Here is a 15,055-nt window from a genome sequence, read left to right on the forward strand (position 1 = left end):
GAGCGCATTCTCCTTCTTCTTATGATTGACAGACCAGACCCGGCCATATTAACCACAGAGAGCATACTTATAATTCCACTATGCTTCCATTGCCCCGAATCTGGCGCGCCTCGCTCATGACAATGAGCTGATCCCTAGGCATGAAAAAGACCACCCATGGATGCCCCGTAACATGTGGTCTGAGAATGTTCGTATTCAGCTGGCACCTTCCGTTCAATCGCTAGTTCAGTCATTCTGATAGACAACTGTTCCACTTTGCACAACCTCCTAAATGTGTTTGTCTTTCGCCCCAACAATTATCACGCGACCCAAAGCACAGCTTTCGATGTCACGCTTTTGATGTCCGTCTGGCAATAATCTCCTGTTCGAAGAAATAATAAACGCCTACCCTATGTGGATAAGCGTCCTGTCACGGTTCTATAAAAATCCAATGCGTTGGCAGAGTACGTGTTTTTGGAAAGTGCCTAGTCAACGTGCTCCCCATTGATCAGATTAAATGAGCTTCCTCAAAAAAAGCACCCAGAGGAGAAGCTTTTAGACTTTCAGACACTTCGCCTCAGCTATTGCGATGTAGTCAGATACTCGTTTTGATGCAATTGCTAATGTATTGTTAATATCAGCGCCAATCGCTATCACAAATGGTATGCTCTCTTTAGAGTCAAATGGAATCTCTCTTTTCGACAATTCGAACGATAAACCCAATGTAGTTTCTGCACCAAACTCTCTGAGTTCTCGAATAATCTTCAATAGCTCCTTATCTCCTGAAATTATTGATTTTGGGAGTAGAGACACCATTTGTTGCTCCAAGAACACCGTTACATTTTCTTTCATATTTTCGAATGTTGGATCGTCCTTAAACTCTTTACTGTGTAGGTATACCAATCTTCCTCTCAATAATTCACCGATTGATACTGCTGTTTCAACTGCGAGTTGTTCCTTTGTTCTTTTTTGGGACAGAGAAAATGCATATCTCGCAGCAAGATACGCACCTAATGCGCCTACAGCTCCCCCGGTAAATGAGCCCCAATCAAATCCCATAAACTCTCCCCCTCTCATCTGCAAACCTTCTGCAATGAGGAAGGATTTTCCTTCCGGTCTTTCGAAGTAATACTTTAAAAGGAGTTGAAGGCAACATGATATCTAATACTGAAGACACTAAGTTAAAAAATCTGCTCGAAAAAGCGGATTTCCAAATGGATTGTCTGATCATAATTTATGGTGATTATCGTAAAAAGGAGCTTGAAGAAGTAAAAGAACGCATTCGGGTTATTCGCGACGATCAAGCCCTTCTCATGAAAATGGAAAAGGAGCTCGAAAAAGTAGAAGAGGACATCAATTCTCTCTTATGTGAAATGGATGGTACCAAGTTGTATCGTCCCGAAATTGCGTTCCATTATCTTTGTGTTGCGAGAGATTGGGATAAAGATATCGTAGATAATATTTTTAAAATTTGCGATAAGTATCAGGATTCCTTACACCTCGGCGAACAAATCAATCACTACGAATTCGAGATCGACTTAGAAAAGGAGCTAGGATTTATTCACCACCAATTAGCAGAGACTATTATTTCCACTCTGAATCAAGAGGGCCTATATGCCGAACTGTACAGAGCATTAATAAAGTCAAGAACGAGCACGAAACCCCTCTAACCACCTACTTGGGTGGTTTATCTATGCACTCTGTGCCACCGGTCACCGATCGACGGGATTCGAACCCGCGCCCTCCCGCTCCCAAGGGGGGCTTGCTATCCTGCTGCGCTACATTCCGAAGAACAAGACGAACGATACCGCGCCTCCGTCAATCTGAACTCCCAGTGCGCGCTAGTAGGAATCGATCAGGAAAAAGAAAAGACCACCTTCACGACTGGTTCACGTAGGTGGTCTATCCATATCCTGCTGAAGCGAGTATAACACGGTCTTTTTTCGACATGCAAAACATGTACAATGTGGGCAAAGTGAGAAGTCGATTCAAGCCGCAACTTCCTGTTTGGTCTGTACCTGCAGATGATCCTGCATCGCCCATGCAAGCTTATCCACCAAATTACGTTTGATGGAAGTCGCCTGTCGGCGGGAGAGATCAAGCCGGTAGGCGATCTTGGTCACCGTCTCGCCATCGAGCAACCATTCAAGCATCGTGTCCTGCTGCCAGTCTGTCACAGCCGCCATCGCCGCTTCGAACTGCGCACAGTTCCGCTCCATCAGAGCGAGGCGATGCCGCTTCTTATCACGGCGCACTGCTTCTCCACCAACTTTGTCCGAATTCTTGTATTGAGCCCGGATGCTGCTATTCACGTCTCCGGCCGCACCAACCACTCCATCGCCAATACTCGCGAGATCGCCGCGAAGGATTTTGATTTGCTTCTTCATTCGTGCGTAATCCTTTAGCATCTTTTCGGCAAGCTGAACCATTTCCATAGCCGGTTCTACTTGTACGAAACTCAATTGTGCCACCTTGATCATCCTCCTCTGAATTCATCGCTCGAATGGATCACCAAACGCCGAAAAGCGGGGCTCTGCCCGCTAAAAAATTTCGGCTATGAAGTCAACGGTCACTACTCTTCATCTGGTGATCATGGCAAAGCTCCTCAGCCGCATGCCATCCAACAGCCCACCCAACCCATTGTCCGCCGTTTGCAATGTTCGCCAACGCGTGGTCAAGATCACTGCTACGGCTGTACGAGAGGACCGCGCCTTCTATCTCCCATCCACCTTTGGTGCAGTAAACGATGGTTTCATCAAGCAAACATTTTCACCCCTTTCCACCTCACATTCACCACACCGATTGATTGATCGTCGGACCTCGTCCCCTTCGCAGAAACCACCGCAGTCCAGGCAAATGAACAGATTCATCTCAGACTCCTTTCGGCTCAAGATCCAAAATCAGTACCGACTTGATGTAATGCTTGAGCGGCTCATTGACACCTCGGCGCTTTTCCTGCTGGATGTTGACCTTGACGATTTCGTGTTCGGTCGTTATTAGGCCGATAATGTCATCCACTGTGTGCAAGAACTCCTTGCCTTCCCAGATGTGGAGATCGCCTGAGGACACAAGATCGATCGCATCACGAACCGCCACCCCCGGTGTCGCCGCGCAATTGATTAGCTGATAGACAGTAGCAACCGCCTTACTCTCCTGATCGAAAAGTCTAACCTCAACGATGTGCAACCGGTCACGTTGACTGATCTCCCACATCCTCAATCGTTCCGCATTAGTTAGCTCTGTCATGATTCATCACCTCATCGTCCAGATTAGCACCTGCAGCGGACGAGAATTTGCTGGCCGAGACTTCCCGCAAGAGATCCAGTCCTTCGATGCCGCAGAACCAATAATCACCTTTAAATACATTTCTTACTTGCTGATTGAGATGTTGCGCGATCACGCCGCATCACCGCCGTAGGTGCTTCGGATCTCGGCTTCGACCTGCGCGGCCGTGAAACCCATCAGTTCGCCGAGGCCGAGTAATGCTTCCCATACCTCGATGTAGTGATCATCAAACTGCAGAGCGGCGATCCGCTCAAACAGAAGCTGGAACTGGTCGAAGATACTTTCCCGCTTCTCCAATTTCTCTGGGCGATCAGGGTAAGGAATTTCAAGACCGACAGCGGTCATGATTACGATCAATTCGCTGTAGGCTTTCAGGTTATAGTGTTGAAGATCCGCCCCCTGCTCACCAACGGTTAGTGCCCAAACGCGTCCCAATTGTGCAACCTTTCCCATGAGATAAAAAACCTTTACCGATACAGCATCCTGATCTTGAATTCTCGGGAAGAAGTCTGTGTTTAACTCCCGTACGATCTGCTCCAACTTTTCGTGGTTAAGTTGCAAAGCTTGCATGATGCTTCCCCCTGTCTTTTTCTACTGCGCGAACTGCGAGTCTTCCAGACCAGTAGCTTCACCAAGGAATTGCAGGCGGTCAGGAGTTGCCAAAATCTCACGGGGAAGTTGCCGCGTGACGGGCCGATAAACTCCATCGCTTCCAACTGATTCATCAGCATCACCGCGACCGGGTAATCAACATCTAGACGTTCTTGGAAAAGTTCAACACTCGCGGATTGCTCATTGACCGCCAACCAAGCAGCGCGGTAGAGAGTCGCTTCCGTTGGATCGTTGATGATCTCATCTGCTTCTTTTGCCCGGTAGCCACCATATTCAAAGCGATTTTCTGCGCCATGCGTTTCATGGATTACCTCAAAGATGTTCATCTGCGGATCTTCCGAACGTGGTTTCATGGCGTGGCCGAACATCTTCAGTTCCGGCGTGATAAGGCCGTGTCGTGCGATGACATTTGCGTAGCCGATTTTCTCTGGCTGTACCTGCATCATCATCGGGCGACCGTCGTCAGCCCACTTGTCTTTGGTTTCCAGCATCGCAAGAGCATGGTCGATCCAATACGCTTTCTCTGCGTCGGACAAACGTTTCATCCACGCCGGCTTGTTGACGTAGATCACGGCGTCGGCATTCATCATGAAGCGGAAAGCAGGTGGGACGACAACCGCTTGAGTGTAGTGACCGTAGTCTGCATCCTCGCGCCAGATCGCGACGATGTTGTTGTCGCGCAGGTTCTTGTGAAATTCCTTTTTGATCGCGAGGATAAATCTCAGAACCTCGCCAGTTGCAAAGCTGAATTTTGCCGCCATGAGTTAGGCCACCTCCGTAATCTCGACCTCGATGCGCGGGGTCGTGCTATACCATTTTTCAACCGTGACACTGACGACTTGGGAGTCATCGCGCCAGGCTACATTTTTGAGCGCGTCCTTGACGGCTTTCAGATAATTGTCGGCGTCCGGCTTTGTTGTGGGACGCACCTCACCATTTTCAGCAGCAGTTGTTTTCTTTTTGCTGAAGCTCTTTGGGATCTGGCGGAACACCTGCAGCTTCATACGCAATGGACCTTCCAGCGGCTGGGCAGGACAATGATTTTGTGCAACGAGCATAACCAATTGCTTGAAGTCGCTAGATTTCTTCGGATCATACATTCGGACGTGACCGTGAACCGTTGTAGCGCGGGGGCGGCCTTGTGCGACAGGCTCTCCGCGAACCGTAAATTTGATCATTCCGTCCCTCCCTTCTCTGGCTGATTTACCTTCCGAAGTCGCCACATCCGTCTGTTCTGCATTTCCGAATGAAGCTTAACCGCGAACATATCTCGGATGGCCGCGTAGGAAACATCGACATCTTCTGCGTCATCACTCAAAAAAAGCTCATCCAGTTTTTCCGCCGTATCCTTCGCGATCTGATCGATCTTCGGCAAAACTTTCTTCCAGTGACGCTCATATTTGCGACGCTTCGGATGCGCTGTCACGCCTTCGCCTCCTTTCGCTCCGTCCGATCGTAGCACCATGCACCGAGCTTGCCAGGCATCATCCACGCAAGCCGGAACCAAATTCTCCGCCGCCACTTCATGCCGTCTCCCGCAGCGCGAAGCTATAAAGCAACGGGCTTTTTTGCGCGCGATCGATCCAATAGCGGACCTGCTCGATGATTTGGGAGTCGTAGCGCGAGCGGCGAATCTCAGACAGCATAAACGGCTTGAACAGCTCCATTTGCCAGCGGCCGCGTTCGAGCGAGACATTCATGCGGTGACCGGTGCTGCGGATCAGGATCACGCCGCCGTCGTAGCTGATTGTGTACCCCTTCCCTTCAAGCTCGGTGAACAATGCCTGCCACTCTTGGCTGTACAGCTTGCGGACTTCTTTTGCCATCTTCATGCAGAGGCACCACCTTTCGAAAGATTTTGAATCGCATTCACATGCACCAGCAGCGCGTCCACTTCCGCCGCGTTCAACTCATGCAACAATTTCGTCTGCCCGGTCACTGCGCAGGCGGCCATCTCCATCTCGCCGCGCAAAAACGAGTTCTGTCCAAAAGCCTTGATGATCGCCAGCTTTTTGTCACGAATCTCCGGGTTGTACTTGCTCGGTGTAAAACGCTCCAAAACGATCACGCTCCTTGGTCGAACAAAGTAAATTGCTTGGGAATATCCACGAACTTGTTAAAGTTTTTCAAGAAGGCAAGCTCTACCGTGCCGACCGGACCCGAGCGCTGTTTGGCGATGATGAACTCCACCACGTTTTTCTTCTCGGAATCCTTGTTGTAATACTCATCCCGGTACAAGAAGGCTACGATGTCTGCATCCTGCTCGATCGCACCGGACTCGCGCAGATCGGAAAGCATCGGTCGCTTGTCCTGACGCTTCTCAACCGAACGTGATAGCTGCGACAATGCGATCACCGGCACATCCAGCTCGCGGGCCATGATCTTCAGCGTACGGGAAATCTCGGACACGTCTTGTTGTCGATCCCGCCCCCGGCCTTGGATCAACTGTAGGTAGTCGATCACAATCAGACCGAGCTTTCCCACTTGCTGTTTCAGCCTCCTGCACTTCGCCCAGATGTCAGCTACTGTGATGCCAGCCGTGTCGTCGATGAAGATCGGAGCGTCTCCAATCGTTCCAGCTGCAATCATCAACTTCGGCCAATCATCTTCATCAAGTTTTCCTGTGCGCAGTTTGTTTGCATCGATGTTGCCCTCTGCGCACAGCATCCGCTGTACCAACTGCTCTGCCCCCATTTCTAGGGAGAAGATCGCGACCGGCTCACCAGCGCGGACTGCAACGTTTTGGGCGACGTTTAGCGCAAACGCCGTCTTTCCAACCGCGGGACGGGCTGCCAAAATGATCAGCTCCGAGCCGTGAAAACCCGTCGTCATCTCATCCAGATCTCGGTATCCAGATGGGACCCCCGTCACCGGATTCTCTTCATCGCCGCGCTCGGCCCGTTTGCTGATCTGGTCAATCGTTCGCTCCACCACGTCAGCGGAGCGCTCAAAGAATCCAGTCTGTTGTGCGCTGACCTCAAGCTGTCGCAGAATATCTTTCTGTGCCGCGATGATGTCCCACGGATTCGCATCTGCCTTCAACGATGCTGCAGCTACTTTCTCGTGTGAGCAGATCAACTGCCGCAACACCGACTTCTCTTTGACGATCGCCGCATAGTGATCGACGTTGGCTGCTGACGGAACAGAGTTGGCCAATCTGGTCAGATATTCAATGCCACCTGCTTGGTCGATCTTCTTCTGCTCCTGCAGGTGAACAGTGAGCGTGACCATATCGACAGGCTTGCAAGCCTTCTCAACGTCCAGCATGGCTTGAAAAATCGCTTGGTGCGATTCACGCCAGAAATCGTTCGGGACCAGCTTTTGATTTGTCTTGACCTCTTCCAACGCCGTCTTGGCGATGATACACGCGCCGAGGACGGCCTGCTCCGCTTCGACGTTTGCTGGTAAAGGGCTATGAAGTTGTTCATCGTCGTCGAAAGGGAACATGCAATCACCACTCCGGTTCGAGCGCGTCATCCATATGCGTCAAACGGTGATCCTCGCCCTCCATACGTGCCATACGGGCAAGCTTCGTTATCCGCGAAATCATTGGCTCAATTTTTTTATCAAGTTCAAGCTGCTCGCGCAGATGCGCATATACGAACGGCGGTGCGTAGTTGCTAGTGAACCACGTGCAAAGACCGTTCTGGAGACGGTGGCTAAGAATTGAAAACATCTTGTCCACTGTCCAGTCGTTGGCCCGCTCCTGCGCAAACTCGTCGAGTAGCAGCACTGGCACATTTGAGTACCATGCGAGCCGTTTGTCAAAAGTGCCTTCGTCCTCACCGTACGCCGCCCGCAGCCTATCGAACAGAACGTCCGCTCTTGTGTAGACCGCCTGAATGCCGCGGTCGATCAGTTTGTTTGCGGCACCTAGCATCAAGTGTGTCTTGCCGATGCCGGGCGGTCCGTAAATATAAAACCCGCGATCTTTGTGATCCGGTTCAAAGTCATTCGCGAACTCATTCACGGCTTCGAAGAGCTTGGGATGGCGTTGGATCTGTTCTTCCGGAAACGAAGCGAGCGTGAAACTACGATCCACTTCCGTCATGCCGGCCAGCTCCAATCGCTTCAGGTGCTCTATTTTCGCGAAGTGCTGTAGCGCAGGCTTGCATGGCTTGTTGATGATCGTGATCTTTGTCTCCGAAACGGATTCGATGACTCGAACCTCACCTTTTGCGTCGCCAGATCTCCAACAAGTTTCATAGCCTCGGCAAGCGGCACACTTTGTCCGGCACTGGAGCACTTCGAACAGCTCGCCGTTGTGGCGCCGGAGAAGCAGGTCTGAAGCATGCTGCAGGTTCAACGCATGACGGTATTGCTCAAACGGCTCAAAGCGCTGCAGACCAGCAAATTTACCAAGCTCACTTCCTGCCCGCTTAAAATCGTCCAAAGCTCTCCCTCCTTCCACTAGCCGCTTTGTTTACCGAAACGCTTCTCCCAAGCGTTCATGACTTGTTGCTGGTGCGAAGACATCGGAATCACTTTTTGACTGCCCGACCGTTGCGGTATCTTCGACTGCTTCTGTTTCTCAATCTGTTTTTGCTCAAGATCGCGTCGGTAGTCGGCTACTGTACGAATGCCTTTCGTGAACCACTCGCCGAGAATACGCCAAAGGTACATTGGGCTGTCAGGCTTATTCACGAGAGCCGCTTCAAAAGCGAACACGATGACCTCTTCTTGCATGCCGTCGTTCAGATAATCGTTCACGAAGGTCCAGTCTGCTTGTCGCATTGGTCGGCCAAATGTTTCGCGAAAGATCCTCTGCATGGATTGAAGAGGCTTCTCCGCTCGCGCATGCGTGTCAGTCATTCCGTCATTCATACATTCATTCATTCCTTCTTGAAGAAACGCATCCGATAAAGAATCTGGTAAGCCTTCTGGTAAAGGAACTGGTAAACCATCTGGTAAAGAGTCTGGTAAACCATCTGGTAAAATTTCTTTACCAGTTTGGTGTGCGGTCGTATCTGGTAAAGAATCTGGTAAAATATTTTGACCAGTTTGGGCGGTGAATGGGATGAACCAGTACCGCCCGCTGTTCTTTTTCTTCTCGACGCCTTCGTACCGAATGCGTCCTTTTTGGATGAGATTGTTTCGCGATTTTTGCAGAGTTGGTTTGCTGATCCCACCAAGCTTCGACATCAATGAGTCGTTGCGTACCACAAACCCGTCAGAGGAACCGTTCTTTTGCCAGAGCATAAATAGATGCATCCATAGCGCCTGATCGATTGAACTCAACGGATTTGTTTCGAGCCAGTCAGCAAACGCCTTCAACTCTTTGTAGCAATCAGCCATCAGACCAACCCCATTTCCCTCATGAAGCGGCTTGGTAGCGGTGTAGTGGTGTTTTTATACACCGTCACTTCGCGTGGCCGCGTGAGCACCAAAAGGCGTTTGGCGCGTGTCACGGCTACGTACATCAGCCTGCGCTCTTCCTCCAAGTCTTCTTCCGACTTCACTGCCTTTTTCGAGGGGAACGTCTCCTCGTTCATGCCGATCATGAAAACTGTGTCAAACTCAAGTCCCTTACTTCCGTGGACGGTCATCAGCTGCACGGCGTCAACTTCCTTGCGGTAGTAGTCCTGGATGTCTCGAATCCGCAGCCACTTTATGAACGTCTGGATGTCGTACGGGTCACCAACTTGCTCCTGCTGGCGGCACCATCGGTTGATCGCCCGGAGAGCCTGTATCATGTCCTCGATGCGATTTTGAAGCCCTTGTGCTTCATAGAACACCTTCATGCCAAGCTCGTAGGAACAGCGTTTAAAAGCTTCGATCGCGTCAACGTTCCAGAAGTCGAAAACCCGCCCTTCTCGGAGCGAACGTGCGCGCCCAACAAGGTGCCGAACAGCCTCGTTCTCGCTGTCCGCCAGAACGTCCTCAAGCGTCTTTCCGGTCGTCTCCATCTCGGTGATCGCCCGCGTCATTTCAAGATCGGTCAAGCGTGTCACCGGAAAGTTGACACATGCCTGCAGCGCGCGCGAGTCGGACGGATTGATCACATACTCGACAAAACGGATTGCTGTGGCGATGTCGCGCTTTTGGAAGATGTCGGCGCTTTGACTCACGACCTGCGCTGGCACATTGGCCGCGGCGAGCTGATTACGAACGATTTCGAGCTGATGATTCGTGCGCGCCAGAACAGCGATGTCGGAGTACTTCCGCTCGGCCATCTGGTAGGCGTTCGCTTTCTGCACGATCCGGAAAGCCTCAGCCTCCATCGAGTCGAGCTCATGAAATTCGATCGACGGGCCTTCTTTGTCGGCGATCAGCTTTTTGTCAGTCCTGTTCTGGTTGTGCTGGATCAGCCGGTTGGCCGCGTTGACAATCTCATGCGTCGAACGGTAGTTAAACTCCAACTTCACCGTCTCGCAGCCTTCGAACTCGTTGGAGAAGTTCAGGATGTTCTCAACGCGCGCGCCCCGAAAGCGATAGATCGATTGGTAGTCGTCGCCGACGACGAACAAATTTTCAGGAGCCAAGGCTTTGATGATCGCCATCTGCACGCCGTCCGTGTCTTGAAACTCGTCGACGAAGACATATTTGAAGTCGTTGCGGTAGTAGGCGGTGATGTCCTCCTGCACCATCAGGCTGAGCGTGCGTGTCAGAAGTTCATCGAGCGATACTGCGTTGTTGCGGCGGAGCCGGAACATGTACTCCCGCGCTGCCTGTTCGGACTCGTAGCTCATGAACTCTTCCTCGCCGCTGGCAAGTTGGTTGATGTCATGCAGCACGTCATCGACCTTCGTTTTGTACTTGCATTCCTTGATCACCGTTTTGATGATCGCTTCCTGGTCTTCCGGATCGTAGATCGTGAAGTTCGGCTCGATGCCGACCCGTTCTCCCCACTGCCGCAGCGCTTGGACACAAAAGGCGTGGAAAGTGTTGCAGAAAAGCTTTTTGGCTTGCTCTTCGCCTATGAGCTTTGCGATCCGTTCCTTCATCTCATGTCCAGCAAGACGGGTAAAAGTGAGCGCCAGCATGTTGCTGGTGCCGACTCGCATTTCATCGTGCAGATGAGCGATCCTACGCGTGAGGACGGCCGTCTTGCCCGTCCCCGCCCCGGCCAAAGTCAAAATAACTTGCGAATCACTAGTGACTGCCTGTTGCTGAGCTTGGTTCAAGCTCGTCATTGTCCTTCATCCTCTCAAAAAGACGATTTACTTCAGCTGTTGCTAACTTCAAATCCCCAATCATTTCAACCAAGTAAGAGGGAACGTCCATTTTGCATTTTTGATATAAGTCAGCTGCTTTACGAGCATAGAAGAGAGCTGAGTTAAAGTCGCCGATTCCAAACAAAATTCGAGCAATTGTGAACAGGAGCGTTGCCTTTATCTGTCCTGAGACCAAATTCTCAACCGCCATTTCGTAAGCAGACAAAATCCAATCAACCGCTTGGTCATTATGCGAACCTTCATAGGTCTTTGCGATTGAAACATAGACCCGAAGCATCTCCTTTGACCAATCCAACCTTTGAAGGTGACTCAAACTTTGCTGGTAACACGCCAGAGCGTTCTCATAATTTTGCTCGGAAGTAGCGATTGCACCGAGTGTCCAGTGCATAACTCCAAGATCGTAATCGTTGAGCACCGTCTGAAAGCTTGCATGATCAGCCAAATACCGTTTGGCTTTTTCGAACTCACCATTCGTCGCAGCCGCCTCTGCAAACTTGATTGTTTTTTTGATTTCAGCAAGTCGCAGGCCAAGATTTTCAGGTTCTTTGTAGAGCTCTTCAAGCGTGACGTTAAGCTTCATGGCCAATTGAGCCAACGTGTCATAGGAAGGTTGAATGCTTCCTTTCTCGATTTGACTGATGTAGCTACGCGTGACAATTCCATCTGCTAGTTCTTGCTGAGTCAGCTTGGCTACTTTGCGCAACTCTTTAATGCGCTGTCCAATATGTGAGCTAGAACGGGAGGTCATCGGATTCACCCACTCCTTCCTGAACAGTTGGAAATGCCTGATCCTGCTGAAGTTCTTCACCGAGCACGTGGAGCGACCAACTTTCCGGCAGTCCCGGAAGCAACCACTCGTCCTCACCGCGTTTGTAAGGCAGAACACCAGCCACGATGATGTTGTCAAGCTTGTCCGCCAGAGCATCAAGGCCGGTGAACAAGTTGCGCAAATTGGTACCATCCAAGTTCTCGATGTTGTCGAGAGCAAGAACACGGACTGGCGGCTTCGCACGCTCGATGACGGCGACGAGGAAGGCGATTAATGTCATGATCTGCTGACCCGTAGACAGTGCATCGAACATGCGGCGCTCTTCACCGATCTGCCAGCCGAAATCGAATACCTCTTGGCCGGTGTCTGACTCAGTCTGGAAGAAGATCTCCGCACCGATGCCGATCGCTCGGAGGTTCACTTCGATGTCGGCGCGCATCGGGTCGAGCATCGTCTTGACGATCTCGCCTTGGACTCCCTTTGGCCCCAGCGCCTCGTTCAGCTTTTCAAACGCCTTCTTCTTGATCTCGGACACCTGATTCGTCAAAATGGCTTGCTGGATGTTCTGGATCTTGTTTCGAACGTCACTCTGTTGCTCGACTTTCTCCGCCAGTTCCTTCATGCGAGGGCCGAGGTTCGTGATTTGCGCTTCGAGCATATCCAGTGGTGCAATCGCTTCGATAGGTTGATCACGAAGGTCCTGTTGCTCTTGCATGGCACGTTGAAGATCTCCAAGGCGCTTTTCCTCGGCTTGCTGGATGGAAGACTTCTGCGCCTGCAACTGCTTGATCTGCTGTTGCCGTTGTGCATTTTCACGCTGGCGCTGGTTGACGCGGGACATGATGCTGTTCATCCGTTGCTCGATCTCCGCCATCTCAGCGTTCTCTTGGCTAAGTGCTTGAAGCATCGCTCGTTCTGACTCGTTGAACGCCGCAATCTCCTCATCTTTCTGTGCGACCTGCTGTTGCGCATGAACAACATAGCTGGAAAAGTCTTTGGGGCACTTGATCAGATTCTGGATCACACAAACACCAGCGTTATTTTGAATCGTATCGAGTGTAGACTGAATGCTCCCGCGCTCGGCGATCAGACGTGAACGCTCTTGTCTCGCGTGGCCAATCTTCTGTTGCGTGTCATTGATCCGCGTTGCCAGCTCTGTTTTTTTCTCGACAAGCGTCCGGTGCTCGGTGGAATCATCAGAGTGATCCATTGCCTCCTCTAGCTCCGCGATCTGCTTATCAACTTGATCTGTCGGTTGCTTTTCGACGGCCTGCTGTCGCTCAATCAGTGCGGCCACTTCGTTCAGGCGTGCAGTGCGACGATCAATCGCCTTCTTCTTCTCGCGATCGGCGGCGAGCTGTTTTTCCGTTTTCAAAAGCTGTTCGCGCAGATCGGCAAGTTCACGCTTGTTGACATCAAGATTGCGATCCGTTTCCTGCAACTCGTTTTTCTGCTGCGTCAACGTCTTGATCGCGCCAGCAGCGTTTTTCGCCTTGTCTTTCGAAACGCTCAACTCGCGTTCGACAAAGCCTTTCATAGCTGCCAGCCCTTCATCGATCGTCATTGTGTCCTCGTAGAAACCAAGCGCGTCGTCAACTGCATTGGCCAGCTCCTTGGCGAGATCCGGATCGTCGATCTTCCCGATCTGTTCCTGCAGGTAGCTATTGATGCGCTGCTTATTCCAGCCCTCCCCCTCTTCTCCACCAGCGAGTGAGTAGATGAAGTCGCGGCGGCCACTGGCGGTCATCTCGGTGAAGGCGCTGAAGTCGAGCATCATCGAGAGGCTACCGACTTCTTCTGCGATCCGTGCTTTCCGCTCGGTCTCGGTCTGCTCGCCGCGAGAAGGAGAAAGTTCGATCGACTGAGAGTAAAACGGCTTCTTTACGCCTTTGGATGACTTCAATGTTCGCTCGAACGAGCGGATGAAGCCAAAGCCGTTGTCAAGTTCAAGGCCCGCAGACATGATTTGCTGATCACTCGACATTTTGAATGTGTCACCTGGTTGCTTCCCATTGCCTGGGATGTACCCGAGCATGGCCGCATTCAGTGCTTGTACATGTGTGGTTTTTCCGGAGCCGTTCGGGCCAACTAACACTGTCTTTTTTGAAAGCGGAAAGTTGCTGGTTGAGCCTTTGAAGTTATCGAAGAACAGCGAAGTAAGCTGAGGCATTAGAATTCCAACTCCTTGTCATCTCGAAATTTCGTCTCTCGTCTTTGAGGCGAAGTCGAGTTCTGATCTTCAGAATAAGAAGGTAGGGTCGAAAATTCATCACTATCTTGTTCGGCCGTAGCCATCGCATCGAGTTCTTCCTGTGATGCTTCGACCTCTCGGTACTCAACCTCAATTCCGGGAATCTTGATTTCTTCGCCGTTCTCTACTTGCTCTGCAATCAGCAAAAGTTGTTCCTGTGTTAGATTGGATTTGTAACCCCATACAGGAAGCGTCGCGTAACGTTGCTTAGGAGCACCACCAGAGATAAATTCGTCAACGAATGGATATGCAAGCGCTGGTTGCTTACTCATCACTAAGCGCTCGCAGATCGTTTGAGCGTTCCGTTCAGCAAACTGCTTTTTGTTTGTGAAGTTGCCGATGGCTTTCATAATTTCTTTGTGTTTATAGTTGATCCAAATGCCCATGTCGCCTTCAATGGGTTCAAACCGCCCACCCGTCTTCTGCTGAACATCCTCCCAGTTGCAAACTTCGCCAGCTTCGGCGTTGTACATGATTTTGTTGAAGCATTCTTGCACGAAGTACATGCGAATGTCGTACAGCAGTGAAGCAGATGTTGCCACGAGATTGCCGATTGGCGAGAAGCCGATCGCGACTTTCCTCACCCACACTTTTGAGATCGATCCAGATTTCGGATCGATGATCGGATAAGGATTGGGAACGTTCACTTCTTTGCCATCGATCGGCACTGACAATCGTTGCGGTGTGATGACCGAAACGCCAGCGATCTGGTTCAGTTTTTTGTAGCCGTTCGCTGTCGTCATCGCCCGACCTTGGATATCGCAGAACTCACCCATTTTTTCAGAAAGCGCGACGTTTGCGAAAACAGCTTCGATGTTCTTACCATCAGCCGTCATGCGGGCCAAAGCCGGACCGCCCATTTGAATCGGTTTCAGACCGAGCTGACGGATCGCTAGATCGAGGTTTTGTGGTGCTTGTGCCATCATAGATTCCTCCGTTTATTTGATCGATTTCCATTTCCGTGCTACACTGGAGCCAGTAAAA

17 protein-coding genes are annotated in these 15,055 nt (G+C 51.0%); 1 reads left to right on the forward strand and 16 read right to left on the reverse strand.

From position 1 onward, the window contains the following. Nucleotides 1–534 precede the first annotated feature (534 nt). Nucleotides 535–1,038: a hypothetical protein gene (locus CIG75_RS12845; RefSeq protein WP_094237027.1), complete on the reverse strand. Its 504-nt coding sequence runs from the start codon at nucleotides 1,036–1,038 to the stop codon at nucleotides 535–537. Nucleotides 1,039–1,133: 95 nt separating this feature from the next. On the opposite strand from CIG75_RS12845, the gene CIG75_RS12850 reads away from it, so the two are divergent. Further along, complete coding sequence (locus tag CIG75_RS12850; RefSeq protein ID WP_094237028.1) at nucleotides 1,134–1,649, forward strand: DUF1878 family protein; 516 nt, start codon at nucleotides 1,134–1,136, stop codon at nucleotides 1,647–1,649. A gap of 318 nt (nucleotides 1,650–1,967) precedes the next feature. Here the strand turns inward: CIG75_RS12850 and CIG75_RS12855 are convergent, their stop codons facing one another. The 15 genes from CIG75_RS12855 to CIG75_RS12925 all read right to left on the reverse strand — a co-directional run bounded on the left by CIG75_RS12855 (nucleotide 1,968) and on the right by CIG75_RS12925 (nucleotide 14,997). Next, nucleotides 1,968–2,450 carry a hypothetical protein gene (locus tag CIG75_RS12855; RefSeq protein ID WP_157729541.1) on the reverse strand — a complete coding sequence of 161 codons (483 nt, stop codon included), beginning with the start codon at nucleotides 2,448–2,450 and terminating at the stop codon, nucleotides 1,968–1,970. Between the two features lie 400 nt (nucleotides 2,451–2,850). Beyond that, a complete protein-coding gene (locus CIG75_RS12865; RefSeq protein ID WP_094237031.1) occupies nucleotides 2,851–3,225 on the reverse strand; it encodes a hypothetical protein in 375 nt (124 codons plus the stop codon). Nucleotides 3,226–3,375: 150 nt separating this feature from the next. Then, complete coding sequence (locus tag CIG75_RS12870; protein ID WP_094237032.1) at nucleotides 3,376–3,834, reverse strand: hypothetical protein; 459 nt, start codon at nucleotides 3,832–3,834, stop codon at nucleotides 3,376–3,378. Continuing rightward, entirely contained in the window at nucleotides 3,780–4,637 is an 858-nt protein-coding gene (locus CIG75_RS12875) for a putative metallopeptidase (protein ID WP_094237033.1), read from the reverse strand. Before CIG75_RS12875 ends, CIG75_RS12870 begins: the two co-directional genes overlap by 55 nt. Nucleotides 4,638–4,640: 3 nt before the next feature. Next, on the reverse strand, nucleotides 4,641–5,054 hold the full coding sequence (locus CIG75_RS12880) for a RusA family crossover junction endodeoxyribonuclease (protein WP_094237034.1): 414 nt from the start codon (nucleotides 5,052–5,054) through the stop codon (nucleotides 4,641–4,643). Continuing rightward, nucleotides 5,051–5,302, reverse strand: coding sequence for a hypothetical protein (locus CIG75_RS12885; protein ID WP_157729542.1), 252 nt, complete (start codon nucleotides 5,300–5,302; stop codon nucleotides 5,051–5,053). Before CIG75_RS12885 ends, CIG75_RS12880 begins: the two co-directional genes overlap by 4 nt. A 97-nt stretch (nucleotides 5,303–5,399) precedes the next feature. Next, nucleotides 5,400–5,708 carry a hypothetical protein gene (locus CIG75_RS12890; RefSeq protein ID WP_094237036.1) on the reverse strand — a complete coding sequence of 103 codons (309 nt, stop codon included), beginning with the start codon at nucleotides 5,706–5,708 and terminating at the stop codon, nucleotides 5,400–5,402. After that, a complete protein-coding gene (locus CIG75_RS12895) occupies nucleotides 5,705–5,935 on the reverse strand; it encodes a hypothetical protein (RefSeq protein WP_094237037.1) in 231 nt (76 codons plus the stop codon). Before CIG75_RS12895 ends, CIG75_RS12890 begins: the two co-directional genes overlap by 4 nt. 5 nt (nucleotides 5,936–5,940) lie before the next feature. Further along, entirely contained in the window at nucleotides 5,941–7,323 is a 1,383-nt protein-coding gene (gene dnaB / locus CIG75_RS12900; protein WP_094237038.1) for a replicative DNA helicase, read from the reverse strand. 4 nt (nucleotides 7,324–7,327) lie between these two features. Next, the gene (locus tag CIG75_RS12905; protein ID WP_094237039.1) at nucleotides 7,328–8,269 is read right to left on the reverse strand and encodes an ATP-binding protein; all 942 of its coding nucleotides are present in this window, start codon (nucleotides 8,267–8,269) and stop codon (nucleotides 7,328–7,330) included. A 17-nt stretch (nucleotides 8,270–8,286) separates the two neighbouring features. Further along, entirely contained in the window at nucleotides 8,287–9,171 is an 885-nt protein-coding gene (locus CIG75_RS12910; RefSeq protein WP_094237040.1) for a DnaD domain protein, read from the reverse strand. Continuing rightward, complete coding sequence (locus CIG75_RS12915) at nucleotides 9,171–11,009, reverse strand: ATP-dependent helicase (RefSeq protein ID WP_094237041.1); 1,839 nt, start codon at nucleotides 11,007–11,009, stop codon at nucleotides 9,171–9,173. The genes CIG75_RS12910 and CIG75_RS12915 overlap by 1 nt, the downstream gene beginning before the upstream one ends. Further along, nucleotides 10,969–11,799, reverse strand: a complete 831-nt coding sequence (locus CIG75_RS12920; protein ID WP_227874434.1) for a helix-turn-helix domain-containing protein — start codon at nucleotides 11,797–11,799, stop codon at nucleotides 10,969–10,971. Before CIG75_RS12920 ends, CIG75_RS12915 begins: the two co-directional genes overlap by 41 nt. Continuing rightward, nucleotides 11,783–13,990, reverse strand: a complete 2,208-nt coding sequence (locus tag CIG75_RS20755; protein ID WP_157729543.1) for an AAA family ATPase — start codon at nucleotides 13,988–13,990, stop codon at nucleotides 11,783–11,785. The genes CIG75_RS12920 and CIG75_RS20755 overlap by 17 nt, the downstream gene beginning before the upstream one ends. Beyond that, nucleotides 13,990–14,997: a hypothetical protein gene (locus CIG75_RS12925; RefSeq protein WP_157729544.1), complete on the reverse strand. Its 1,008-nt coding sequence runs from the start codon at nucleotides 14,995–14,997 to the stop codon at nucleotides 13,990–13,992. Before CIG75_RS12925 ends, CIG75_RS20755 begins: the two co-directional genes overlap by 1 nt. Nucleotides 14,998–15,055 lie beyond the last annotated feature (58 nt).

This window comes from Tumebacillus algifaecis (assembly GCF_002243515.1).
GTDB classification, from domain to species: domain Bacteria; phylum Bacillota; class Bacilli; order Tumebacillales; family Tumebacillaceae; genus Tumebacillus_A; species Tumebacillus_A algifaecis.